Below are 24,994 nucleotides of genomic sequence, written 5' to 3' on the forward strand. Positions count from 1 at the left end.
GCTGTTGTCCGGCTGTTCCCGTTCGGCCCTTCCCCCTCACGCGTTATGGAGTCACCCCGCCATGCAGGCAGAACCGAAGAAGTCGCTGGTGGGGGAGGAGTACGAGGTCGAGGTCGGCCCCGTCGCCCACGGCGGCCACTGCATCGCCCGCACCTCCGAGGGCCAGGTGCTGTTCGTCCGGCACGCGCTGCCCGGTGAGCGGGTCGTGGCCCGGGTGACGGAGGGCGAGGAGGGCGCGCGGTTCCTGCGCGCGGACGCGGTGAAGGTGCTGGACGCCTCCAAGGACCGCATCGACGTGCCCTGCCCGTTCGCCGGCCCCGGCCGCTGCGGCGGCTGCGACTGGCAGCACGCCAAGCCGGGTGCGCAGCGCCGCCTGAAGGCCGACGTCATCGCCGAGCAGCTCCAGCGCCTCGCCGGGCTCACGCCCGAGGAGGCCGGCTGGGACGGCACGGTGCTGCCCGCCGAGGGCGACAAGGTGCCCGCGGGCCAGGTCCCCGCATGGCGTACCCGCGTCCAGTACGCGGTCACGGCCGACGGCCGCGCGGGTCTGCGCCGGCACCGCTCGCACGAGGTGGAGCCGATCGACCACTGCATGATCGCCGCGGAGGGCGTCAGCGAACTGGGCATCGAGAAGCGGGTCTGGACCGGCATGGACTCCGTCGAGGCGATCGCGGCGACGGGCTCCCAGGACCGCCAGGTGGTCCTGACGCCGAAGCCGGGCGCGCGCCTCCCGCTGGTCGAACTGGACCGCCCGGTGTCGGTCCTGCGCGTGGACGAGCGCTCCGGCGGCGTCCACCGCGTCCACGGCCGCCCGTTCGTCCGCGAGCGCGCGGACGGCCGCACCTACAGGGTGGGAGGCGGCGGCTTCTGGCAGGTCCACCCGAAGTCGGCGGACACCCTGGTGACAGCGGTCATGCAGGGCCTGCTGCCCCGCAAGGGCGACATGGCCCTCGACCTCTACTGCGGCGTCGGCCTCTTCGCCGGAGCCCTCGCCGACCGGGTCGGCGACCAGGGCGCGGTCCTCGGCATCGAGTCCGGCAAGCGGGCGGTGGAGGACGCGCGGCACAATCTCGCCGAGTTCGACCGCGTGCGTATCGAACAGGGCAAGGTCGAGAGCGTGCTGCCGCGCACGGGCATCACGGAGGTCGACCTGATCGTGCTCGACCCGCCGCGGGCGGGGGCGGGCCGGAAGACGGTGGAGCACCTGGCGTCGCTGGGGGCCCGGCGGATCGCGTACGTGGCATGCGATCCGGCTGCGCTGGCGCGGGACTTGGGGTACTTCCGGGACGGGGGGTACCGGGTGCGGACGCTTCGGGCGTTCGATCTGTTTCCGATGACGCATCATGTGGAGTGCGTGGCGATTCTGGAGCCTGCGGCGAGGGGGCTCTGACCTGCGGTTTTCGTAGGTTTCTCAGGCGAGGCCGGGCGCGCTCGACCTGTTTCCCGCGCTGACCTCGTTACTCTGTGTCGGCTGGGAGGCGCTCTTCGCCGGCACCGGAGCCCGCCGTGTCCCGCTGCCTACGTACGCCTTCCACCACCAGCGGTACTGGGTCGACGCGCTCACGTCCGGGAGCCGCGACGCCGGCGGCTTCGGTCTGGACAGCACCGACCCCCCTCATCGGCGCGGCACTGTTCCCAGGAAGGCTGCACGGCGGTCGGCGAACTGGTCGTCGGCACGCCGCTGGTGCTGCCACGCACCGGTGCCCTGCACCTCCAGGTCCGCGTCGGCGAACCGGATACCACCGGCCGCCGGCTCCTCACCGTCCACGCCTGAGCAGCCGCATCTGGACGGCCGACTCCGGAGCTCACACGCCCCTCACTCACTCGTGACAGCAACAAAAGGGCAACAACGACCTGAATCCGAAGGGAAGAAGGCGGATTTGTATCACAAATTGATGTTGTTATGAGGGTTCTGGCGCTGAAAAATGGCCGAGTCATGCCAAGTTGCCCGGTTGAGCACCTTTTGGATCTCTGTACGGTCACCCAGGCACTTCACAGGAAGTGCACAGATGTGATCAAGAGACCGAGGAATCATGGCGATTCACAGTCCCACGCCGGAGGAGCGGGGACGGCTCTGGTCAGGGGAAAGTCTGCGTTGCATAGCGGGCAGCCTCACCCTGGCGTTGACCGTCACCCTGCTCGACGGCGCGACCGCCGCCGCGGCGCCGCGCTCCCAGGCGCCGTCCGCGCCGAAGAAGCCGGCCGTCACCCAAGCAGCGGACTTACCGTCAGCCCGCGTCGCGGCCCGCCTGTCGGGCAAACGCGTCGAAGCGCTGTCCGAGCGGACCGAGACCTCCACGACCTGGGTGAACAAGGACGGCAGCCTCACCACCGAGTTCGCGGCCGGGCCGGTCCGCTTCGAGCGGGACGGCAAGTGGGTCGACGTCGACGTGGAACTGCGCGAATCCGGCTCAGGTGTGGAGCCGGTCGCGCACCCGGAGGGACTGCGGCTCGCGGGCAGGAAAGGTACGCCCGCGACATCACTGACGGCCGCGCGCGAGGCCAAGGCCACCGACCTCGTGACGCTCGGCGAGGGTGACCAGCGGATCACCCTGCAGTGGAAGGGCGGGCTGCCGAAGCCGAAGCTCGACGGGACGCGGGCGGAGTACGTCGACGCCGTGCCCGGTGCGGACGTGGTCGTCGAGGCGACACGCACCGGCTTCGAGCAGTACGTGGAGCTCAGGCGGCGCCCCGCCGGCGACGGCTACTCCTACACGCTGCCGCTGAAGGCCAAGGGGCTGAAGGCGAAGCAACTGAAGGACGGCAGCGTCCGATTCACCGACCGAAAGAACAAGACGCGGGCCGTCATGCCCGCTCCGGTGATGTGGGACGCCACCGTCGACGAGCGCTCCGGGGAGCACACCCGCAAGGCCAGGGTCGGCCTGAAGGTCGTACAGAAGGGCTCGTCCGTCGACCTGGTCGTCACCCCGGACGCGAAGTTCCTCGCCGACCCGGACACCAAGTACCCGGTCACCGTCGACCCGTCGACGTCCTCGCTGTCCAACGTCTTCGACACCTACGTCCAGCAGGGCGAGACCGTCGACTGGTCCAACGACACCGAACTGGACTTCGGCAACCCCGGCACGAAGAACGCCGACGGCACGCCGCGCACCGCGCAGTCGTTCATCTCCTGGAACACCACGCCGCTTCAGGACGCGCTGGTCCTGGACGCCAAGCTGAGTCTGTGGGACTTCCACTCGGGCAACACCGACTGCAAGCCCTACCCCTGGGAGGTGTGGTCCTCCGGCGCCGCGTCCACCTCCAGCCGCTGGTCCAGCCGTCCCACGATGACGGCGAAGAAGGCCACCTCCACCGAGACCCGCGGCAACCCGGGCTGCAGCACACAGCCGGACGGCTGGATCAACGCCGACGTCACCACGCTGATGCAGGAGTGGGCCTCGGCCAAGGCCACCCGCGGCCACATGGGGCTGCGCGCCTCCGACGAGTCGGCGACCGCCCAGTGGAAGCGGGTCAACTCCGCGAACGCCGCCTCGAACCCGCCGAAGCTGGTGGTGAACTACAACTACCGGCCGCGCACGGGCACCAAACAGGAGGCCGGCCCGCCGTACTTCTCCTACAGCGGCGCCTACGTGGTGAACACCACCACACCCACTCTGCGCGACACCTTCGTCGACGCCGACGGTGACAAGGTCAACGGCACCTTCCAGATCTTCGACAACGCCACCAACACCCAGGTCGGCGACGTCATCGTGTCCAAGTACGTGCCCTCCGGGCAGGTCGCCTCGGTGACCGTCCCGTCCGGTGTGCTGGCCAACGGCAAGACGTACAAGTTCCGCACCTCGCCCTACGACGGCTCCCACTACAACAACGGCTGGTCGGCCTGGAAGACCTTCACCGTCGACACCACCGCCCCCTCCGCCCCCACCTCCGTCACGTCCACGGACTACCCGACGACCGCGTGGGTGAAGGGCGCCGGACAGGCCGGCACGTTCACCGTCACCCCCAAGGGCACCGACCACAACTGGCTCGAGTGGTCGCTGGACGGCATGACCTGGACCAAGGTCGCCACCGGCGGCTCCACCGCCGCCAAGGCCATCGGCATCACCCCGCCCAAGGACGGAACCCACACCCTTCAGGTCCGCCAGGTCGACAAGGGCGACAACAAGTCCGAGGCCGTCGACTACACCTTCCACGCCGGCCCGGGCGGCTTCGTCCGGCCCGACGAGGGGGAGCGCACCGCCCGGCGCCTGCCGCTCGTCGCGGAGGCCGACGGTTCGAAGTACGACAAGGTGTCGTTCTCCTGGCGCCGCTCCGAGGCCGACGCGTGGGTGCGGATCCCTGCGGGTGACGTCACTTCGTCCGGCACTGCGCTGACCGCCTGGCCGGTGGCTCTCACGGCCGGCCGGAACGATCAGCTGGTATGGGACGCGACTACCACGGTCGACCCGGACGGCACCGTCCAGATCAAGGCCGACTTCACCGGGCCCGACAGCGCGTCGGGCAGTACGCAGCCGCTGTCCGTGGTCGTCGACCGCAACGCCTCCGGGGCCGCGACCGACGAGATCGGCCCCGGTTCGCTGAACCTGCTGACCGGTGACTACAGCCTGTCCGCCACCGACACCTCGCACTTCGACCTGTCGGTGACCCGCACCGCGTCCTCCCGGAGGCCGGACGCCGGGGAACAGCAGACCGGCCAGGTGGCCATCTTCGGCAAGGAGTGGGTGTCGGGTACGGCCGCCGAGGCCACCGACTCCGACTACTCGCACCTGCGGAGAATTTCCGACACGGCCGTGGCCGTGGTGGACCTCGAGGGTGAGGAGATCTCCTTCACCGCGAACGCCGCGAAGACCGGCTGGATACCGGAGCCCGGCTCGGAGGAGCTGACGCTCAAGGGCAGTGTGAGCAGCACCTTCACACTCTCCGACACCGAGGGCACGGTCACCGAGTTCACCAAGCCGGATCCGGCCGCGACGACCTGGCAGGTCTCCAGCGCGCTGATGGACGGCCTGGCGCAGACCTCCACGACCGTGGTCTCCGAGACGGTGAACGTCGCCGGCAAGACGCTGGCCCGGCCCAAGCGGGTCATCGCGCCGACGTCGGCCGTGTCCGCCGCGACCTGCACAGCCACCCCGGCCACCAAGGGCTGCCGCGCGCTGGAGTTCGTGTACGCGAGCACCACCACCGCGAGCGCCTCCACGCTCGGCGACTTCACCGGCCAGGTCAAGGAGATCCGTCTCTGGTCGACCGACCCCGGCGCGGCATCGGCGACGTCCAAGGTCGTGCAGACCTACCGGTACGACGAAGCCGGCCGGCTGACCGAGACGTGGAACCCGCTGATCAGCCCCGCGCTCAAGACGCAGTACGCCTACGACACCGCGGGCCGTGTCACCCAGGTCACCCCGCCGGGTCAGCTTCCGTGGACGTTCACCTACGGCAAGGCCGGCTCCGGCAGCGCGGCCGGTGACGGCATGCTGCTGAAGGCGTCGCGGCCGGCGCTGCGGCAGGGCACCCTCGACGTGGTCGAAGGGACCGCCGCGACCAGTGTCGTCTACGACGTTCCGCTGACCGGCACCGACGCCCCCTACAAGATGGGCGCCGCCGATGTGAAGGCATGGGGCCAGTCGGACGCCCCGACCGACGCGACGGCCGTGTTCCCCGCCGACGCCGTCCCGGCGTCGAACGCGGGCAGCGGCCTGACCGCCACGTCCTACAACCGCGCGGACGTCACGTACATGGGTGTCTCGGGCCGCGCGGTGAACGCCGCGACGCCCGGCGGGCACATCACGACGACCGAGTACGACCGCTTCGGCAACACCGTCCGTGAGCTGACGGCGGCCAACCGGGCCGTGGCGCTCGGCACGACCGCCGCGGACCGCGCCATGCAGGCCGAACTGGGCATCGCCTCCCTGGCCTCGTCCGAGCGCGCCGACCTGCTCACCGCCAAGTCCGTCTACAACGACAACGGCACACGTGAGCTGGAGGAGTTCGGCCCGCTGCGGCGCGTCGACCTGACCGCGGACCTGAAGTCCGGCACGACCACCCTGGTGGCGGCCGGGTCGCCGGTCACCGCCCGCAGCTGGACGGTCAACGAGTACGACGCGGGCCGGCCGACCGACGGCACCGCCAAGGTGAAGGACCAGGTCACCAAGGTCACCACCGGCGCCCAGGTCCGTGAGCACCCCGGTGTGCACGGCGAGACCAGGGTCGTGCAGACCACGTACGACTGGGCCAAGGGCCTGCCGGAGAAGTCGGTCCAGGACCCGGGCGGCCTCGCGATCACCACCACGACCGAGTACGACGCGCTGGGCCGTGTGGCGAAGACCTACAACACGGGCAGCACAGGCGCCGACGCGGGCACCGTGGTGACCACGTACTGGTCCGCGACCGGCACCGGCACGTGCGCCGGCCGCCCGGAGTGGGCCGACCTGGTGTGCTCCACCGGACCCGGTGGCGCCATCACCGGCGGCGGCAGCAACCCGGCGCAACTCCCCACGACGAGCACCCAGTACGACTGGTGGGGCAACGCCACGGTCGGAACCGACACCGCCAACGGCGTCACGCGGACCACGACCACCAGCTACGACGCGGCGGGCCGCCCCGAGACCGTGAAGGTCACCGGCGGCACCGGCCAAGCCGTCCCGGAGACCACCACCGAGTACGACCCGGCCACCGGGCAGGAGATCCGCACGACATCGCCGACCGGCGGCACCATCACGCAGGTCTACGACAAGCTCGGCCGAGCCGCCTCGTACACGGACGCCGACGGCGGCAAGACCACGACCGAATACGACGCGCTGGACCGCCCGGTCAAGGTCAGCGACACCGCCCCGTCCACCGTCACCTTCACCTACGACCACACCGCCGAGCCGCGCGGCCTGGCCACGAAGGCGACGGACTCCGTCGCGGGTGTCTTCCAGGCGACGTACGACGCGGACGGCTCGGTCGCAACGGAGAAGCTGCCCGGCGGCTACACCCTCACCCAGACCGAGGACACCACCGGCGCTCCGGTCGACCGCACGTACACCCGCGACAGCGACGGCACCGTGGTGATGTCCGACGCCGTCACCGAGTCCGTGCAGGGCCAGACGACCAGCCACGCCGGCTGGTCGGACCAGACCTACCGCTACGACGCCGCCGGCCGCCTCACCCAGGTCGACGACACGGTGGAGACGGTCTGCACCCGGCGCGACTACGGCTACGACAAGCACGCCAACCGCACGTCCCTGACCACGGCCGCAGCGGCGCCCGGTCTGGACTGCCCCACCTCCGGAGGAAGCAGCAAGACCTCGACGTTCGACAGCGCCGACCGCATCACCGACTCGGGCTACGTCTACGACGCCTTCGGCCGCACCAGCGCCCTGCCGGGCGGCGTGAGCGTCGGCTACTACACCAACGATCTCGCCTACCAGCAGACCAGCGGCACCAAGCGGCAGACCTGGACCCTCGACGCGGCACTGCGCTTCCGCGCGTGGACGGTGGAGACCAACAGCGGCGGGACCTGGTCGCCCACCGAGAACAAGCTCAACCACTACGACGGCGACAACGACAATCCGCGCTGGATCGTCGAGAACACCGCCACCGGTGCCCTGACCCGCAACGTGGACTCCCTGTCCGGCAACCTCGGCGCGGTCACCAGCGCCACCGGTGACACGGTGCTCCAGTTCACCGACATCCACGGCGACGTGGCGCTCCAGCTCCCGCTCAACGCGGGCGAGGCGCCGGTCGTCCTCGACACCGACGAGTACGGCAACCCGCGCGACCGTCAGCAGGCCGTGCGCTACGGCTGGCTGGGCGGAAAACAGCGCTCCAGCGAGACAGTGGCCGGCTACACCCTCATGGGCGTACGCCAGTACAACCCCGCCACCGGCCGCTTCCTGTCGGTCGACCCCCAGCACGGCGGCAACGCCAACGCCTACGAGTACTGCTCGGCCGACCCGGTCAACTGCTTCGACCTCGACGGCAAATGGGGCTGGAAGAAGATCTTCAAAAGGGCCAAACGCTGGGCCTGGCGCAACAAGTGGGACATCGCGCTCACCGCGGCGGGCTTCATCCCCGGCCTCGGTACCGCCGCGTGGGGCTACCGCGCCTACCGCGGCTACCGCGCCCTGCGAGCAGCCCGCACCATCGCCCGCAGCTGCCGCCGGAACTCCTTCCTGCCCGAGACGCCGGTCGTGATGGCCGACGGCAGCACCAAGCCGATCAGCCAGGTGGAGGTCGGAGACCTGGTCCAGGCGGTGGACGAGATCACCGGTGAGACCACGATCTCCCCGGTGTCAGACGTGATCACTGGTCACGGCACCAAGGACCTCGTCACCTTGTCCGTGGATGCGGACGGCGACGGCACGTCGAAGAAGATCACAGCGACCGCCAACCACCCGTTCTTCGTCCAGGGCCGCGGATGGCTCGACGCGGTCCAGCTGAACCCGGGCTCAAGCCTGTCCGGCCCCAGCGGGACCGCGCCGATGGTCACGGCCACCAGCCGCACGCAGGCGGTGCGCACCGTCTTCAACCTGACCGTCGTCGGCACCCACACCTATTACGTGGTGGCTGACGGACAGTCCGCGCTCGTCCACAACTGCGCCCGGTACATCCCCAAGAAGCGCAATGTACTGAACTGGTGGCATCCCACCCGGTTCAGCAGCAAGGGTGCCGCGATCCGCCACGCCAAGCAGGTAGCGCGAACCGGAGGCCGCTGCCGATACCGGGGCCCCTGCGGCTCCGGCAACCACGTGCATGTCGACTTCATCAACCGATTCGGACGGATCTTCCGCACGAATCACTACCGCTGGTGAACGCCGCGGCTATGAAGCGAAAGGAGTGACATGAAGCTCGGGGCGGTCAGCATCTGCCGACCGCCCCGACTCATGCCGTCCCTATGGCCTCAGCAGAATTCCTCGACGTACAGCAGGACACGGCCGTCCTCGGAGCGAAAGTCGAACGCCTGGTACCTCCCCGACCCGGATGCGTTCAGCTCGTCCTTGATCAGGGTCCATGCCTCCTCGCGCACGTCGGCCGGCACGGGCCGCAGCACCTCTCCGGCGCCCTCCCCGACGATCATCTCGTCCGCGCCGCTCACCAGTCGCCTGATCAGCCGAGCGTCCAGAGGGCCCCTGCTCTTCCGCCACAGACAGCCCTGCTGGTCGACGAGTTCGCCCGCGCTCGCGGGGGAGAGCTGACCGGTGGCCGGATCAGACCCTTCCCCGTGCTCCAAAGAGGCCGTCACCTCGGCGAAACTCTTGTCGGACGTTCGCTTTTTCGGCATGGGTCCAGTCTGTCAGCAGAACCGTCTGCCGACGACCTGGTCGGGGGAGGGGCCACCAGTGAACAAGCCGAGGTGATGTCCGGACAGGACGTCGCGCCCAAGAGGGCTGTCGACGTCATGGAGCGGGTACGTGTCGCCGCGGCGCGCTACTCCGACGCGACCTCGGTGACGGCTCAGTACCAGCAGACGCCGAGCGCGTCAGCACAGCAGCGGCGGCTTGGATAGAGTACGGGAGCGCTCCGACTGCCGGAGCTCGACCGCGCCGCAACAGAACACGCCGAGCGCCGCAGCCTCACCCTACGGTGTACCGCCGCGTTCGCGAGCCTTCCGCCGGCGCACGTATGCGGCCGGGGCCGCGATCCGAATGGGGTGGGGATGTCCAGTCACAGGCTGTCCAGGAGAGGCCGTTACATCGCGTGGGCCACGACAGGCGTCGTCGTGGTCGCCGGCGCCGGGATCGCGGCGCAGACCTCCATGGCCGCCACGAGCTGGCCTGCGCAGAAGACGTACACGGGTCGGGCCTTCGACACCTGCACGGCGCCCTCCCTCGCCGCGATGAAGGCGTGGAAGACCGGCTTCTACGGGGCCGCCGCGGTTTACATCGGCGGCAAGAACCGCGGCTGCGCCCAGCCCAACCTCACCGCGTCCTGGGTAAAGTCGGTCAGCGCCGCCGGATGGAAGCTCATCCCGCTCTACGTCGGCGCCCAGCCGCCCTGCCAGACCAGCAGAAACCCGGAGAGGTTCACCGCCACCACGGCAGCCGCCCTCGGCAAGAGCAACGCCGAGGACGCCGTCGCCAAGGCATCCGCACTCGGCATGAAGCCCGGCAGCCCCATCTACCTCAACATGGAGTCGTACGACATCACGAACAAAGCGTGCAACGACGCCACCCTGACGTACGTGCGCTCCTTCACCAAGACCCTGCGAGCCAAGACCTACCGCGCCGGGCTCTACGGATTCAGCAGTTCCAGCGCCAAGGCCATCGCCACGGCCACCGACCGGACCGACCTGCCCGGCAACCTCTGGTACGCGCTGTGGAACAACAAGAACACCACCACCGCCGACTGGCCCTGGGATCCCAAGCTCTACACCAACCACAGCCGCGCGCACCAGTACATGGTCAACAGCAAGGAGACCCGCGGCGGCCACACCATCACCGTCGACCGCAACGCCTGGGACGCCCCGGTGGCCATCACCGGATAGGGCCGGGTCGGCCGTGACACCCGGGCACCAAGGCGTCCGGGAGTCCTACTGGATCGGTGGGACGCTCACCAGCGTCCGCGCGGTCCGTCACCGGTGTGATGTGCCGGTTTGGTGTCAAGCACGCCAGCACCGGGTGTCGTTCCAAGCCGGAGCAGCGGTGGGAGACCGAGGGCGTGTGTCTGGTGTCCGAAGCGAGCGAAGGCGGATCTCCGGGTGAGTTGGTTGCCGCAGTCTGCTCAGCCCTGAGCAGGACGGACTCTCGGCCACGGTGTTCACCCTCGCCACCTCGGCGGGCGCCGGATGCACCGCGGCGAGCATCCCGATCGCGAGGTCGCCGCCACCACGGCGGCGACCCGGGCCCATCGACGATGTACTTACGGAGGGGTGGGGGAAGCCGCACCGTGGGCTGTCACGGCTTCCCCCTTCGTTTGTGGCAGGCCCCCTCAGGTACGGGTCCAGTGTTGGTTGTTGCCGTTCGAGCAGGAGTAGAGCTGGATCAGGGTGCCGTTGGCGGTGCCGCCTGAGACGGCGTCGAGGCAGAGGCCGGACTGGACACCGACGATGGATCCGTCGGAGGTGAGGCGCCATTTCTGGTTGTCGCCGCCCCAGCAGCTGTAGATCTGGACTTTGGAACCATTGCCTGTGCCGGCGGCGTCAAGGCACTTGTTGCCGTAGACCATGAGCTCGCCGGCGTCGGTGTACGTCCACTGCTGGTTGGTGCCGCTGTGGCAGTCCCACAGCTGGAGCTGTGTGCCGTCGGTGGTGCCGGCTCCGGGCACGTCCAGGCAACGGCCCGAACCGACGCCCTTGATCTGTCCGCCATCCGCAGGGGGCGTCGTGGAGCCGCCGTTGAGTGCGTTGAGGACGGCGGTGTAGGCGGGCTTCTTGCTGCCGTTGCCGTTGAACAGCAGCGGTGTCTGCTCCGAGCGCCAGGAGTCGGTGTCGCGCACACCCCAGACGGTGATGCCGAGGCAGCGCGGGACGGCCAGGCAGTCGTTGGTCACGTTGGCGTAGCTCGTGGCCGAGGCGCCCTGGATGTCGAGTTCGGTGATCGCCACATCGACGCCGAGCGCCGCGAAGCTCTGCAGGGTGGTGCGGAAGTTGCTGTTGTACGGGCTGTCGTTGTTGAAGTGCGACTGGAAGCCGACGCAGTCGATCGGCACGCCGCGCTGCTTGAAGTCCCGGACCATGGCGTACACGCCCTGGGTTTTGGCCCAGGTCCAGTTCTCGATGTTGTAGTCGTTGTAGCAGAGCTTGGCGGCCGGGTCGGCGGCGCGCGCGGTGCGGAAGGCGACCTCGATCCAGTCGTTGCCCGTGCGTTGCAGGTTGGAGTCCCGCCGGCCTCCCGAATTGCCGTCGGCGAAGGCCTCGTTCACGACGTCCCACTGGGCGATCTTGCCCTTGTAGTGGGCCATCACGCCGTTGATGTGGTCGATCATCGCCTGGCGCAGTGTGCTGCCGCTGAGGCTCTGCATCCAGCCGGGCTGCTGGGAGTGCCAGGCCAGTGTGTGGCCGCGCACCTTCTTGCCGTTCTGTACCGCCCAGTTGTAGACGCGGTCGCCGGCGCTGAAGTTGAACTGGCCCCGCTGCGGCTCGGTCGCATCGATCTTCATCTCGTTCTCGGGCGTCACCGAGTTGAACTCGCGGCCCGCGATCGTCGTGTACGCCGAGTCGCCCAGCCTGCCCGAGGCGATGGCGGTGCCGAAGTAGCGGCCGCTCTGTGCCGCCGCGGCGCCAAGCGTGTTCTCGGCGGCGTCTGCGGTCGGCGGTGCGGCCAGTGCGGTGACCGCACCGAGGACGCCGACGACCAGCGCCAGCAGCAGGCCGCGGATCTTCCGGCGGGTAACGGATCTGGGAAGGGCATACCAGCCCATGACTGTGCCTCCGAGGTAGAAATCGCTGATCGACTGAAGCGCACGGGCTGCGTCGTCCGGCCCCGTCCGGCAGACGGACGGGGCGGGTCGGAGCCCGGGCAGCACGGAATCACCGGACATCGCAGTCATTGGGACCGGGATGATGCCAACCGGCACGGGCGCCGCACCCGGTCGGCCGTCGGTAGACGTACGGCGGGCGGCGGGCGTGTTCCACGTCTCGGCACAGGCATGGGGTACTCCATCGCGGCTCAGCCGGGGGACCGTCACACGGCATCGCATACCTCTCCGACTGCGGGAAGAGCCAGGATGCGCTGGTGCGAATCTCACCGGAACGGAACGGGGTGGGCAGGCGATGTGGTGCGCGGGTCTGCCGTGCAGCTGGTGACCTGCCGTGCAGCATGGATTGCCCAGACAGGGATGATTGAGGCGTGACCGTGGATCGTCAATACTCTCCGCCGAAGAAATTTCCGATTGGTGGACGAAACTTTCGGTCATCCGGCAAGCGGACGGTGGCCCCCGGTGCTGGCGTCGGCGGCGTGCGGAAACTTCGGTGTCGCGGACGTTGAAGGCAGGGTCGACCGAGTGTGTGCGTCGTCCGCACATCGCTCTGTGCCGGGGTCAAGTCGCATACGAGCCAGCCATTTGACGGTGTGGCGCACGCTGGTCGGCTGCGGTGGTGCGAATGTTTCGGCGCTAGTGGCGATACATGCGAGAGGTGTTGACGCCGTTCACCGGTTCTCTATGATTCGGGTTGCTCGACGCCTTGACTTTTGTTCGACATGGCGAACGTTCTGAGCCGCTCCATCGCACGGTAGGGCCATGCCGGGCAGCAGCGCCTGAAGTCGGAATCACAACGACCATGCCGCATGCGTATGCCATGGATTCGTATGTCATGGCCCCGCCAGTTGTCGCCGTCCGCCCTGGTGCTCGCGGACTGCTGCACACCGCACCACGCCGACAGGCCGGCCAGCCTCTGACGAGGCCAACCGGAACCGCCTGGTCAAGATCTAGGGAGTATCCATGCGCAGAGGAAGTTCCGGCCGCAGGCATCCGTCTGTGGTGCTCGCCGCCGTGGTTGCGGCCCTGGCGGCGCTGGCGGCGATACTTGTCGCCGCCCCGGCTCAGGCGGCTTCCAGCGGCGCCTTGCGCGGTGTTGGTTCCGGCCGGTGTCTCGATGTGCCGGGCGCCAGCCAGACCGACGGCACGTATCTGCAGATCTATGACTGCTGGGACGGGGCCAACCAGCAGTGGACGTCGACGGACAGCAACCAGCTGACCGTGTATGGCAACAAGTGCCTGGATGTTCCGGGCCACGCCACGGCGGCCGGTACCCGGGTGCAGATCTGGACCTGCTCCGGCGGTGCGAACCAGCAGTGGCGGGTGAACTCCGACGGCACGGTCGTCGGCGTGGAGTCCGGGCTGTGCCTGGAGGTTGCGGGCTCCGGTACGGCCAACGGCACAGCGGCGCAGATCTGGACGTGCAACGGGGGCAGCAACCAGAAGTGGACCGGCCTGTCCGGGACGACCCCGCCGGGGGACGGCACGTGTCCTCTGCCGTCGACGTACCGGTGGACGTCGACGGGTGCGCTGGCGCAGCCGGCGAACGGATGGGTCTCGCTGAAGGACTTCACCAACGTGACGTACCAGGGCAAGCACCTCGTCTACGCGTCGAACGTGTCGGGATCGTCGTACGGCTCGATGACGTTCCGCCCCTTCACGAACTGGTCGGACATGGCGTCGGCCGGCCAGGCCGGCATGAACCAGGCCGCGGTGGCGCCCACGCTGTTCTACTTCGCGCCGAAGAACATCTGGGTGCTGGCCTACCAGTGGGGCCAGTGGCCCTTCGTCTACCGCACGTCGAGCGACCCCACCAACCCCAACGGCTGGTCCGCGCCGCAGCCGCTGTTCACCGGCAGCATCTCCGGCTCCGGCACCGGCCCGATCGACCAGACCCTGATCGCCGACGGTCAGAACATGTACCTGTTCTTCGCCGGCGACAACGGCAAGATCTACCGGGCGAGCATGCCGATCGGAAACTTCCCGGGCAACTTCGGCTCGTCGTACACGACGGTCATGAGCGACACGGAGAAGAACCTGTTCGAGGCGCCGCAGGTGTACAAGGTCCAGGGCCGGAACCAGTACCTCATGATCGTCGAGGCGCGGGGTGCGACGGAGCAGCGCTTCTTCCGCTCGTTCACGGCCTCCAGCCTGAACGGGCCGTGGACCCCGCAGGCCGCCACCGAAAGCAACCCCTTCGCCGGCAAGGCCAACAGCGGTGCCACCTGGACCAACGACATCAGCCACGGTGACCTGGTCCGCAACAACCCCGACCAGACCATGACCATCGACCCCTGCAACCTGCAGTTCCTCTACCAGGGCAAGTCCCCCTCCGCGAGCGGCCCCTACGACCAACTGCCCTGGCGGCCGGCCGTCCTCACCCTGCAGCGCTGAACCGGCCTGTGTACCTCGCCGACGGCCGGCCTCACCCAGATCGGGCCGGCCGTCGCCTTTGCCACCATGAATCAGCGCCGAGGAAGCCGATGAACCGCTGACGAGCGCCGAGCCGGACACGGTGCTCTGAGATGAAGCCTCAGAACGCCAGGGCTGCCAACTGTCTCCTTGCATCTTCGCCGAGCAGCCTGCGCGGCATCCGTATGCTCCCGGTCATGAGATTCTTACGACGGCGTGGCCGAAGCGATGCCCAACGAATGGCGGGGACGCCTGTGGGTGAGGCCAAAGCCCTTTACGAAGCCAGGCGTTATGCCGAGGCGGAGGCCGAAGCCCGCGCCGTGGCCCGATCGCGGCCACGCGACGACGAGTACGCAGCCGTGGCGCTGAACATCGCCGCGCTCGCGACGGGCGCCCAAGGCCGCCACGCCGAGGCACTCGCCACCTACGACGAAGCGTTGCCTGCCTTCAGCAGGATATTTGGAGCCGATCACTGGCTGACCCTGAAGCTGCGCTCGGACCGCGCCCAGCAGATGACCTCGCTCGGCCAGTACACCGAGTGCGAGGCAGAATGCGCGGCCGTCGCCGAGGCCGCAGGCCGCGGTACCGGCCCGGAGATGGCATTCCTGGCAGCGGCCGCCCGCAACGGGCTGGTCTTCGCCCTCAATGCGCAGGGCCGCCACCAGGAGGCCGAAGCACTCGCCCGCGAGGCCCTGGCCGCCCACCGCGTACGTGACCGGGGGTCCGTCGTCCTGCGACTCGGCCTGGCTCGCAGCCTCAACGGCCAGGCCCGCCACGAAGAGGCCCTCACCGAGGCACAGGGCGCCGAAAAGCTGTACCGCGCTCTGCCCGACGACCAGCGCCATCCAGATACGGGCGCCGTCGAACTGGCCTTTGCCAATGCCCTGTTGGGGTTGCGCCGCGCTCCCGATGCCCGTCGCAAGGCTGCAGCCGCTCATGATGCCTGCCTGGCGTCCTTCGGCCCGGACCACAGCCGCACCGTCGAAGCGCGAACGCTGCTCGAGCGCATCGACGCCACTCGACCGTAAGCGCAGCGCCCCCGCTCGGGGCGCGTCACAGGCGCTCCCTGGGCAGCTCATCCAGCTGTCGCAACGCGCCGGACCTCGCTCGTCCGGACCCGGGTCGACGGCACATTTCGCCGGGCGGGTTAACCGGCCGGCCCCACCCACTGCTGAGGCTGTCCCTGGTCGCCGCCCTGGCCGCCGCGGTTCGGCTCCGCGGACTCGGAGGAGCTCCACGGTCTCCGCCGCGCTCCCGGCCGCACGGTCGGTGGGGTGGCGGATGAGTACTGAGGCGGGCGGATGCGACCGCCTCAGTACTCTCGATCGACGCCGTGCTCCTGCTCGACTGAGGGCACCCGATCGGGTGGACGCCGGGACTCGGCAGGCGCCATGACGGTCATTCGTCTTGGTCACTCCGTTGATTAATCACAGTGGTGCTAGCGTGGGCCCATGGCTTTGCGGAACGCGGTGATGGCCGCGCTATTGGAGGGCGAGGCGTCCGGCTACGACCTCGCGAAGGCGTTTGACGCGTCGGTCGCCAACTTCTGGATGTCGACACCCCAGCAGCTCTACCGGGAGCTGGAGCGCATGGAGGTGGAAGGGCTGGTCGCTGCTCGTGTCATCGAGCAGGAGCGCCGACCCAACAAGCGACTGTTCTCACTGACGGAGGCCGGACGGGAGGCCGTGCGCGCCTACACCGCCGAGCCGTTGGGCAAACCTTCGGTGATCCGGGACGAGTTGCTGGTCAAGGTGCAGTGCCTGGACGCCGGCGACATCGAGGCGGTCCGAGCGGCCATCAGCGAACGCATGGAGTGGGCCACCGCCAAGCTCGCCCGCTACGAACGACTCCGCCAGCGCCTGCTCGACGGGCGCTCGGAGGAGGCGTACTTCGCCGAGGCCGAGCGCATCGGCCCGTATCTCACCCTGCTGCGTGGCATGGCGTTCGAGCGGGAGAACCTCCAGTGGGGGGACATGGCGCTGCGCAGGCTCGACCAGCGCAGGGCCGCCCTTCAGGCCGACGGCTAGCTCGCCTGTTGGCCACCGATGGGACTGGTCAACGGAGTGACTGAGCGGGCCTACGCCTTGCCTACGCCTCGACAGGCTGCGGCTCGGCGTCGTCGTCGCAGGCCGGGGCCTCACACGGCCGACGGGGCGTCCCCGGCGGGTGAGCTCACCGGAAGAAGGGTGGGCCGCTTGGCCTGGCGGCCGTCACCGGAGGAGCGGCCGCGCAGGCGGCGGACGAGCCAGGGGCCGAGGAAGGTGCCGGCCCAGCGCAGTTCGGCGGCCGCGACCCGCCGGGCCGAGGCCCGTGGCCCGTCGACCGGCAGGGGCAGCGTCCAGTGGTCGTCGGTGCCGGGCAGGCCGAGCGTGTGGGCGACGGCTGCCGCGATACGGGCGTGCCCGAGCGGGCTGGCGTGCAACCGGTCGGTGCTCCACAGCCGCGGGTCGGTCGCCACCGCGTGCGCGGCCGTCTCCGCCACCAGGACGCCGTGGCGCCCGGCGGCCGCCCGGATGCGCTCATTGAGCGCGAGCACCCGGTTGCCGATCGGGCGGGCCAGCGGCGTGATCCGCCCGACGTCGGGAAACATGAGCGTCGCCACCGTGGCGCCCTGCGCGGTCAGAGCGGCGAACATCGCCTCCAGATGGCCGACCACCTCGTCGAGGCCGCAGCTCGGACGCAGCACATCGTTGACCCCGGCCACCACGGTGGCGAGATCGGGCCGCATCGCGAGCGCCGGGGCGAGCTGCTCGGCGCGCACCTGACCGGCCTTGCGGCCGCGCACGGCGAGATTGGCGTAGAGCAGGCCAGGGCTGGTCCGCGCGACCTCCGCGGCGAGCCGGTCCGCCCATCCCCGGAGGCCGTGGGTGTCGTCGCCGTCACCGAGGCCCTCGGAATGGCTGTCGCCGAGGGCGACGTAGCGCAGATACGCACTGTTCGGCATGGGCCGACCGCCTCTCGCATGCTGCTGGTGAAGTGGCAACCAGCCGTCGATAGCAAACTAAGCACCTAGGTGCATTGTTGACTATGAAGATAGCTTTGAGTGCTTCACCCCGCAAAATCGATCACTTCAGTGCCCGCCGCAGCCGATCAGCCTGCCCGGCTGCCCGTCAGGCCGAGATCGGCCGAGGCCTCGTCGTCAGGCCCGCCATCACCAGCGCGTGCCTGCGTGCGCGGTCGGCGGCCGGGCGGCTGCTGGGGATGGAGCCGAAGAGGAGGTGGAGGTCGGCGACGGCGACGTCGGGATGGATGTCACCGTCGGCTTCTCCGGCCTCGATCAGTCGGGCCAGGGCCGCATTGGCCCGGTCGAAGGCGTCGGGCTGGACGCCCCGGTGCCGAGGGTCTCGGCGGCGGCCTTGACGGCTGAGTGATCAAACAGCCCGCTTCGGCCGTTCCGGAGCAGCGCTCTCGGAGCCACCCATTTCGACTTTGTCCTGTGTGTGGAAAAAGAAGCTCTGATTCGGGCGCAAGTACTTCCCACTCTGGAAAATCGTTGTTACGTTCCTCTCCGACAGGCTGACAGCGCAGTCGGCGCCTCGGCGGAGACAGGCACCAGGCCTCAGCCGTGGGTGAGAGGAGGGGAGGGATCGTGAGACGGATGACCGCTCGACCTGAGAACGCGCATCAGGCGCGGCTGCTTCGTCTACTGCGTGACAACGGGTCCAACTCTCGTGCCCAGATGGGTGATCTGGTGGACCTGTCCCGTTCGAAGCTGGCGGTCGAAGTGGACAGGCTGCTGGAGTCGGGGCTGGTTGTCGCGGACGGGCTGGCCCCGTCCCGGGGCGGCCGGCGGTCGCACAACATCCGGCTCGCGCCGACACTGCGTTTCCTCGGTGTCGACATCGGTGCCACGTCGATCGATGTCGCCGTGACGAACGCGGAGTTGGAGGTCCTGGGGCATCTGAATCAACCGATGGATGTCCGGGAGGGGCCGGTGGCGGTCTTCGAGCACGTGCTGTCGATGGCTGCCAAGCTGAAGGCCTCCGGTATCGCGGAGGGCTTCGACGGCGCCGGTATCGGCGTCCCGGGCCCCGTCCGCTTTCCCGAGGGTGTGCCGGTGGCTCCGCCGATCATGCCGGGCTGGGACGGGTTCCCGGTGCGGGAGGCGCTCAGCCAGGAACTGGGCTGTCCGGTCATGGTCGACAACGACGTGAACCTGATGGCGATGGGGGAGCAGCACGCGGGCGTCGCACGCTCCGTGGGCGACTTCCTGTGCGTCAAGATCGGTACCGGCATCGGCTGCGGCATCGTCGTCGGCGGTGAGGTCTACCGGGGGACGACCGGCAGTGCCGGCGACATCGGTCATATTCAGGTGGAACCGGGAGGTCGCGCGTGTGCGTGCGGCAACCGGGGCTGCCTGGAAGCCCACTTCAGCGGTGCCGCGCTGGCCGGGGACGCGGAGCAGGCCGCACGTGAGGGCCGGTCGGCGCAGCTCGCTGCGCGGCTCGAGGCGGCCGGGCGTCTGACGGCCGAGGACGTGTCGGCTGCCGCGGCGGCCGGGGACGCGGTGGCTCTGGAGCTGATCCGGGAGGGCGGAATGCGTCTGGGGCAGGTCATCGCCGGTCTTGTCAGTTTCTTCAATCCGGGGCTGGTGGTGATCGGCGGCGGTGTGACCGGGCTCGGGCACACGTTGCTGGCCAGTGTCCGGACCCAGGTGTACCGGCAGTCGTTGCCGCTGGCCACGGGCAACCTGCCGATCGTGCTGGGCGAGTTGGGACCGGCCGCCGGAGCCATCGGCGCGGCCCGGCTCATCAGCGACCACGTCTTCTCACCGGCCTGACCGCTGCCGCCCTCGTCGGCAACGGACCACCACTCGGCCCACTGCGACCCTGTGGCGCCCTACAACCAAGCGCCACTGCAACCAGGCGCCACTGCAACCGCAATGGCGATGCTGCACCCATCACGCCTCGGCAACCCCATGGGCCCTCGCAACACCCGTAGAGCCGCCGCAACACTCACTTCACCGCCGTGACCACACCGCATGAAGCGTCGGCGGCCGTCACCACCGCATGGTTGCCGGGCCATCAGGCCTGCCCTGCCCTTTTCAGCCCCTACGCCCCAGCGCACACGACGCCAGGGGATCTCCAGAGCCGCCTCCCTGAACCACCCCGCCCAGCCCTGCCCGCTCACGGCCCGCATCCGCCGAGGGGAATCCTCATGGCACCACAACCACCCCTGCTCACCATGTCCGGTATCACCAAGTCGTTCCCGGGCGTTCGCGCCCTGGACGGCGTGGATCTCGAGGTCCAGGCCGGTGAGGTCCATTGCCTGCTCGGCCAGAACGGGGCCGGCAAGTCCACGCTCATCAAAGTGCTCGCCGGAGCCCACCAGCCGGACAGCGGCGAGATCACCTGGCGCGGTGAGCGCGTGACCCTGGGGTCGCCGGTCGCCGCCATGCGTCTCGGCATCGCCACCATCTACCAGGAACTCGACCTGATCGAGGGGCTGTCCGTCGCGGAGAACGTCTTCCTCGGGCACGAACCCACCTCCGCCGGGTTCGTCGTGCGCGGCTCTGCCGCCCGTACGGCGACCGCCGAGTTGCTGAAACGTCTGGGGCACTCGGAGATCGATCCGACGACGCTCGTCGGAGATCTGTCCGCGGCGCAGCAGCAGATCGTCTCGATGGCCCGCGCGCTGTCCCACGAGGTTCGGTTGATCGTGATGGACGAGCCGTCGGCGGCGCTCGACCCGGAAGAGGTGGACAACCTTTTCAGGATCGTCAGCGATCTGACGGCGGACGGGGTGGCCGTCATCTACATCTCCCACCGCCTTGAGGAGATCCGGCGCATCGGCGACCGGGTCACGGTCCTGAAGGAGGGCCGGTCGGTCGCGGGCGGGCTGCCCGCCGAGTCGACGCCGACCGATGAGGTCGTGGCCCTGATGACCGGGCGGAATGTGGAGTACGTCTTCCCCGAGCGCCCCGAGGCCGGGTTCGCCGCAGGGAAAGATCCGGTGCTGACGGTCGAAGGGCTGACCCGGCGAGGGGAGTTCGCCCCCGTCGATCTGGAGCTGCGGCCCGGCGAGATCGTCGGTCTGGCCGGGCTCGTCGGGTCCGGGCGCAGCGAGATCCTGGAGACGATCTACGGGGCTCGCAAGCCCGACGAAGGCCGTGTCCTCGTCGACGGCACACCCCTGCGTCCTGGAAGCGTCCGCGCCGCCGTACGCGCCGGCATCGGCCTCGCGCCCGAGGAACGCAAGGCGCAGGGCCTGCTGATGCTGGAGTCCGTCAGCAGCAACGTCTCGGTCTCCACCCTGTCCCGGTTCGCTCGCGGGGGCTGGCTCGACCGGCGTGCCGAGCGAGCCGCGGCCCACCAGGCGGTTCGGGAACTGTCCCTTCGGCCGGACAATCCCGATGCCGCGATCAGGACCCTGTCCGGCGGTAACCAGCAGAAGGCGGTGCTCGCACGGTGGCTGTTGCGAGGCTGCAAGGTGCTGCTGCTGGACGAGCCGACCAGGGGTGTCGACATCGGCGCCCGGGCGGAGCTTTACGCGGTGATTCGCCGGCTGGCCGACGAGGGCCTGGCGGTACTGCTCGTGTCCAGTGAGGTGCCCGAAGTGCTGGGGCTCGCCGACCGGGTGCTGGTGCTCCGTGAAGGCAGCGTCGTGCACACGGCGGACGCCCGGGAGCTCGACGAGCACCGTGTTCTTGATCTTGTGATGGAAGGGAGCATGACGCCATGACGCAGCCGGCCACTGCGGCGCAGCAGGAAGCGCCGACGTCCGCCGCCAAGTCCGCGGGGGAGAAGGAGAGTTCGCGCCGAACCGGACTGCGGTGGGATGTGCGCACTCTGTCCCTGCTCGGAGTACTCGCCGTCCTCGTCGTGGTCGGTGGGATCACCGCACCAAACCAGTTCCTGGCGACGAGCAATCTGCAGCTCGTCCTCACTCAGGCGTCCGTGATCGGCGTCGTCACCGTCGGTATGACGTTCGTCATCACCAGCGGCGGGATCGACCTGTCGGTCGGGGCGATGGTGGCGCTCGCCTCGGTGTGGGCGACGACCGTGGCCACGCAGGAGTTCGGCTTCGCGGGCATCCTCTTCACCGCGGTGATCGTCGGTGTGGGCTGTGGTCTCGTCAACGGTCTGCTGATCGCCTACGGCAGGATGGTGCCGTTCATCGCGACGCTGGCCATGCTCGCCTCCGCCCGGGGCCTGGCGTTGCAGATCACGGACGGCAGCACCCAGGTCGTGACCGTCCCGTCGGTGCTCGATCTCGGTGCCAGGGACTCCTACATCCTCGGCATCCCGCCCCTCGTCCTGATCTTCGCCGCTGTCACCGTCATCGGCTGGCTGCTGCTGAACCGCACCACCTTCGGCCGCCGCACCGTCGCGGTCGGCGGCAACGCGGAAGCGGCACGCCTCGCCGGCATCGACGTCCGCCGCCAGCGTCTGTACCTGTATCTGCTGTCCGGACTGTGCTGCGGTATCGCCGCGTTCATGCTGATCGTGCTCGCCGGCTCGGGTCAGAACACCAACGGCAACCTCTACGAGCTGGACGCCATCGCCGCGGCGATCATCGGCGGCACCCTGCTCAGCGGCGGTCGCGGCACCATCATCGGCTCCGTCCTCGGTGTCCTGGTCTTCACCACGATCACCAACATCTTCGCCCTGAACAACCTCGAGACCGCTGTCCAGCAGATCGCGAAGGGCGCCATCATCGTCGCCGCCGTCCTGGTCCAGCGCCGCTCGATGCGCGGCGGGGACGCCTGACGCCGTGCATCGCCGCCTGACGCCGTGCATCGCCGCCGGACGGCGGCCCTGACACCGCCGGACGGCGGCCCCTGACACCGCCGTCCGGGCACCCCCCAACATCCTCCATCTGACGCACACCGCCCAGTCGAAGGGGCCATCCGCCATGGCACGAACCCCCGCCACCAGCCGCAGATCACTCCTGTTCGGCACCGCAGCCGTCTCCGCCGGCGCGCTGCTGACGGCCTGCACCAGCAATGAGCCCACGAACCAGGGGAAGGCCGCGGACAACGCCGCCCCGGTCGCGGACGACAAGCCGGGCAAGCCTGTCACCATCGGCTTCGCCGGCCCCCAGGCCGACCACGGCTGGCTCAACGCCATCAACGACAACGCCAAGTCGCGAGCGAAGAAATACTCCGACGTCACGCTGGAGATCACCGAGGGGTCCAACGACACCGCCCAGCAGATCGGCCAGATCCAGACGCTGATCAACAAGAAGGTCGACGTCCTGGTGGTGCTGCCGGCCGACGGCAAGGCGCTCACCCAGGTCGGCCTGCAGGCCATGAAAGCGGGTATCCCCGTCGTCAACCTGGACCGCGTGTTCGCCTCCCAGCAGGCGTACCGCTGCTGGATCGGCGGCGACAACTACGGCATGGGACTCAACGCCGGCCACTACATCGGCGAACAGCTCAAGGGCAAGAAGAACGCCAAGGTCGTCGAACTCGCCGGCCTCGACAACCTCGAACTGACCCAGCAGCGCACCAAGGGCTTCGACGACGCCCTGAAGAACTACCCGAACATCAAGAAGGTGGCCCGCCAGGCGGCCGACTTCACGGTCGAGTCCGGCCAGGCCAAGATGGCTCAGCTGCTCCAGGCCCAGTCGAAGTTCGACGCGCTGTGGAACCACGACGACGACCAGGGCGTGGGCGCGCTGCGCGCCATCGACCAGGCCGGCCGGGACGACTTCCTGATGGTCGGCGGCGCGGGTGCCAAGTCCGCGATGGACGCCATCAAGGCCGGCAACAGCGTGCTCAAGGCGACCGTCCTGTACCCGCCGACGATGGCCGCCTCCGCCATCGATCTCGCCCGGGCGCTCGGCCAGGGCAAGGGCGTCGGCGGCCTCGCCGAGTTCGAGATCCCGTCTTCGCTGACCCTCTACTCGGCCGTGGTCACCAAGGACAACGTCGACCAGTACCTGCCGACCGGCTTCATCTGACCGGGCCGGGCAGTGCGGTGACCCGTCGCCGCGTGCCCCGCGAACACAGCGATGAGTCAGTGACACTCCGACGAGGAGCAATCCGTATGGAACAGAGGGACAGTGGGACCGCACCGCAGGCACTCGGCGTGGGCATGGTCGGTTACTCGTTCATGGGTGCCGCGCACTCACAAGGGTGGCGCACCGTAGGGCACGTGTTCGACCTGCCGCTGCGGCCGGTCCTGGCCGCGATCGCCGGCCGCGACGCGCACGCCGTACGGGCGGCGGCCGACAAGCACGGCTGGGCCGCGGCGGAGACCGACTGGCGCGCCCTCATAGCCCGCGACGACGTGCAACTCGTCGACATCTGCACACCGGGCGACAGCCATGCGGAGATCGCCATCGCGGCGCTGGAGGCGGGCAAGCACGTCCTGTGCGAGAAGCCTCTGGCCAATTCGGTCGCCGAGGCGGAGGCCATGGTCGCCGCCGCCGAAGCGGCGCGCTCGCGCGGCCAGTTGGCCATGGTGGGCTTCAACTACCGGCGCGTGCCCGCCCTCGCTTACGCCCGCAGGCTCATCGCCGACGGGAGGCTCGGCACGTTGCGCCACGTACGCGTCAGCTACCTCCAGGACTGGCTGGTCGACCCCGACTTCCCGCTGACGTGGCGGCTGCAACGGGAGCACGCGGGGTCGGGGGCGCTCGGCGACCTCGGCGCGCACATCGTCGACCTCGCCCAGTACCTGGCGGGTGAGGTGCTGGTCGGGGTCTCCGCCCAGATGGAGACCTTCGTCAAGGAACGCCCCCGCCTCGACGGTGCGTCCTCCGGCCTGGCCGCGTCCGGCGCCACTCGACGCGGGCCGGTGACGGTCGACGACGCGGCCGTCTTCACCGGCCGGCTCGCCTCGGGGGCGCTCGCCACGTTCGAGGCGACCCGGATGGCGGCGGGGCGCAAGAACGCCCTGAGGCTGGAGGTGAACGGCGAGTCCGGTTCACTCGCGTTCGACCTGGAGCGGCTCAACGAGCTGTCCTTCCACGACCATCGGGAGCCCGCCGCCACGGCGGGGTTCCGCAGGATCGTCGTCACCGAGCCCGAGCACCCGTACCTGGAGGGCTGGTGGCCGCCGGGCCACGCGCTCGGCTACGAGCACACCTTCGCCCACCAGGCCCGCGACCTCGTCGAGGCCATCGCGTCCGGCACCGACCCGAGGCCGTCGTTCGCCGACGGTCTACAGGTGCAGCGGGTGCTCGGCGCGGTGGAGGAGAGCGCGCAGAAGAACTCCGTCTACACCCCTGTCCAGGCCGTCGAGGCCGAAGTCCGGTAGAGATCCGGCAAGAAACCCCG

16 protein-coding genes are annotated in these 24,994 nt (G+C 69.3%); 12 read left to right on the plus strand and 4 right to left on the minus strand.

Annotation, left to right across the window (positions count from 1 at the left end; translation table 11 throughout):
• The first annotated feature begins 61 nt into the window (after window positions 1–61).
• The gene (locus ABEA82_RS23560; protein WP_345663600.1) at window positions 62–1,390 is read left to right on the plus strand and encodes a class I SAM-dependent RNA methyltransferase; all 1,329 of its coding nucleotides are present in this window, start codon (window positions 62–64) and stop codon (window positions 1,388–1,390) included.
• 225 nt (window positions 1,391–1,615) lie between these two features.
• Here ABEA82_RS23560 and ABEA82_RS23565 read toward each other — a convergent pair whose 3' ends face one another.
• Window positions 1,616–1,768 carry a hypothetical protein gene (locus tag ABEA82_RS23565; protein WP_345663601.1) on the minus strand — a complete coding sequence of 51 codons (153 nt, stop codon included), beginning with the start codon at window positions 1,766–1,768 and terminating at the stop codon, window positions 1,616–1,618.
• Window positions 1,769–2,123: 355 nt separating this feature from the next.
• On the opposite strand from ABEA82_RS23565, the gene ABEA82_RS23570 reads away from it, so the two are divergent.
• Complete coding sequence (locus ABEA82_RS23570; protein WP_345663602.1) at window positions 2,124–8,753, plus strand: DNRLRE domain-containing protein; 6,630 nt, start codon at window positions 2,124–2,126, stop codon at window positions 8,751–8,753.
• Window positions 8,754–8,842: 89 nt separating this feature from the next.
• Here ABEA82_RS23570 and ABEA82_RS23575 read toward each other — a convergent pair whose 3' ends face one another.
• Complete coding sequence (locus tag ABEA82_RS23575) at window positions 8,843–9,223, minus strand: hypothetical protein (protein ID WP_345663603.1); 381 nt, start codon at window positions 9,221–9,223, stop codon at window positions 8,843–8,845.
• 375 nt (window positions 9,224–9,598) lie between these two features.
• On the opposite strand from ABEA82_RS23575, the gene ABEA82_RS23580 reads away from it, so the two are divergent.
• The gene (locus ABEA82_RS23580; RefSeq protein ID WP_345663604.1) at window positions 9,599–10,426 is read left to right on the plus strand and encodes a glycoside hydrolase domain-containing protein; all 828 of its coding nucleotides are present in this window, start codon (window positions 9,599–9,601) and stop codon (window positions 10,424–10,426) included.
• A gap of 443 nt (window positions 10,427–10,869) precedes the next feature.
• Here the strand turns inward: ABEA82_RS23580 and ABEA82_RS23585 are convergent, their stop codons facing one another.
• Window positions 10,870–12,300 (minus strand): endo-1,4-beta-xylanase, encoded by a 1,431-nt coding sequence (locus ABEA82_RS23585; RefSeq protein WP_345663605.1) that lies wholly within the window; start codon window positions 12,298–12,300, stop codon window positions 10,870–10,872.
• A 1,020-nt stretch (window positions 12,301–13,320) separates the two neighbouring features.
• Here ABEA82_RS23585 and ABEA82_RS23590 point away from each other — a divergent pair.
• The 3 genes from ABEA82_RS23590 (at window position 13,321) to ABEA82_RS23600 (ending at window position 16,796) form a co-directional block, all read left to right on the plus strand.
• Entirely contained in the window at window positions 13,321–14,751 is a 1,431-nt protein-coding gene (locus ABEA82_RS23590; protein WP_345663606.1) for a non-reducing end alpha-L-arabinofuranosidase family hydrolase, read from the plus strand.
• A 257-nt stretch (window positions 14,752–15,008) separates the two neighbouring features.
• A complete protein-coding gene (locus ABEA82_RS23595; RefSeq protein WP_345663607.1) occupies window positions 15,009–15,797 on the plus strand; it encodes a tetratricopeptide repeat protein in 789 nt (262 codons plus the stop codon).
• A 423-nt stretch (window positions 15,798–16,220) separates the two neighbouring features.
• A complete protein-coding gene (locus tag ABEA82_RS23600) occupies window positions 16,221–16,796 on the plus strand; it encodes a PadR family transcriptional regulator (protein WP_345663608.1) in 576 nt (191 codons plus the stop codon).
• A 110-nt stretch (window positions 16,797–16,906) separates the two neighbouring features.
• Here ABEA82_RS23600 and ABEA82_RS23605 read toward each other — a convergent pair whose 3' ends face one another.
• Window positions 16,907–17,713, minus strand: coding sequence for an SGNH/GDSL hydrolase family protein (locus tag ABEA82_RS23605; RefSeq protein ID WP_345663609.1), 807 nt, complete (start codon window positions 17,711–17,713; stop codon window positions 16,907–16,909).
• A gap of 274 nt (window positions 17,714–17,987) precedes the next feature.
• Here ABEA82_RS23605 and ABEA82_RS23610 point away from each other — a divergent pair, with 274 nt between their 5' ends.
• The 6 genes from ABEA82_RS23610 (at window position 17,988) to ABEA82_RS23635 (ending at window position 24,974) form a co-directional block, all read left to right on the plus strand.
• Entirely contained in the window at window positions 17,988–18,140 is a 153-nt protein-coding gene (locus ABEA82_RS23610; protein WP_345663610.1) for a hypothetical protein, read from the plus strand.
• 227 nt (window positions 18,141–18,367) lie between these two features.
• Window positions 18,368–19,549, plus strand: a complete 1,182-nt coding sequence (locus ABEA82_RS23615; protein ID WP_345663611.1) for an ROK family transcriptional regulator — start codon at window positions 18,368–18,370, stop codon at window positions 19,547–19,549.
• Window positions 19,550–19,926: 377 nt separating this feature from the next.
• Window positions 19,927–21,450, plus strand: coding sequence for a sugar ABC transporter ATP-binding protein (locus ABEA82_RS23620; protein WP_345663612.1), 1,524 nt, complete (start codon window positions 19,927–19,929; stop codon window positions 21,448–21,450).
• Entirely contained in the window at window positions 21,447–22,478 is a 1,032-nt protein-coding gene (locus ABEA82_RS23625) for an ABC transporter permease (protein WP_345663613.1), read from the plus strand. The genes ABEA82_RS23620 and ABEA82_RS23625 overlap by 4 nt, the downstream gene beginning before the upstream one ends.
• Window positions 22,479–22,623: 145 nt before the next feature.
• On the plus strand, window positions 22,624–23,673 hold the full coding sequence (locus ABEA82_RS23630; protein WP_345663614.1) for a substrate-binding domain-containing protein: 1,050 nt from the start codon (window positions 22,624–22,626) through the stop codon (window positions 23,671–23,673).
• 86 nt (window positions 23,674–23,759) lie between these two features.
• Complete coding sequence (locus tag ABEA82_RS23635; protein WP_345663615.1) at window positions 23,760–24,974, plus strand: Gfo/Idh/MocA family protein; 1,215 nt, start codon at window positions 23,760–23,762, stop codon at window positions 24,972–24,974.
• Window positions 24,975–24,994: the final 20 nt, after the last annotated feature.

It is taken from the genome of Streptomyces venetus (assembly GCF_039540295.1).
GTDB lineage: Bacteria > Actinomycetota > Actinomycetes > Streptomycetales > Streptomycetaceae > Streptomyces > Streptomyces venetus.

Coding starts and splice junctions, on each gene's coding strand:
- ABEA82_RS23590 (WP_345663606.1), top strand. CDS start 13,321: ATGCGCAGAGGAAGTTCCGGCCGCAGGCATCCGTCTGTGGTGCTCGCC.
- ABEA82_RS23575 (WP_345663603.1), bottom strand. CDS start 9,223: ATGCCGAAAAAGCGAACGTCCGACAAGAGTTTCGCCGAGGTGACGGCC.
- ABEA82_RS23615 (WP_345663611.1), top strand. CDS start 18,368: ATGACCGCTCGACCTGAGAACGCGCATCAGGCGCGGCTGCTTCGTCTA.
- ABEA82_RS23560 (WP_345663600.1), top strand. CDS start 62: ATGCAGGCAGAACCGAAGAAGTCGCTGGTGGGGGAGGAGTACGAGGTC.
- ABEA82_RS23600 (WP_345663608.1), top strand. CDS start 16,221: ATGGCTTTGCGGAACGCGGTGATGGCCGCGCTATTGGAGGGCGAGGCG.
- ABEA82_RS23635 (WP_345663615.1), top strand. CDS start 23,760: ATGGAACAGAGGGACAGTGGGACCGCACCGCAGGCACTCGGCGTGGGC.
- ABEA82_RS23625 (WP_345663613.1), top strand. CDS start 21,447: ATGACGCAGCCGGCCACTGCGGCGCAGCAGGAAGCGCCGACGTCCGCC.
- ABEA82_RS23595 (WP_345663607.1), top strand. CDS start 15,009: ATGGCGGGGACGCCTGTGGGTGAGGCCAAAGCCCTTTACGAAGCCAGG.
- ABEA82_RS23620 (WP_345663612.1), top strand. CDS start 19,927: ATGGCACCACAACCACCCCTGCTCACCATGTCCGGTATCACCAAGTCG.
- ABEA82_RS23580 (WP_345663604.1), top strand. CDS start 9,599: ATGTCCAGTCACAGGCTGTCCAGGAGAGGCCGTTACATCGCGTGGGCC.
- ABEA82_RS23585 (WP_345663605.1), bottom strand. CDS start 12,300: ATGGGCTGGTATGCCCTTCCCAGATCCGTTACCCGCCGGAAGATCCGC.
- ABEA82_RS23630 (WP_345663614.1), top strand. CDS start 22,624: ATGGCACGAACCCCCGCCACCAGCCGCAGATCACTCCTGTTCGGCACC.
- ABEA82_RS23605 (WP_345663609.1), bottom strand. CDS start 17,713: ATGCCGAACAGTGCGTATCTGCGCTACGTCGCCCTCGGCGACAGCCAT.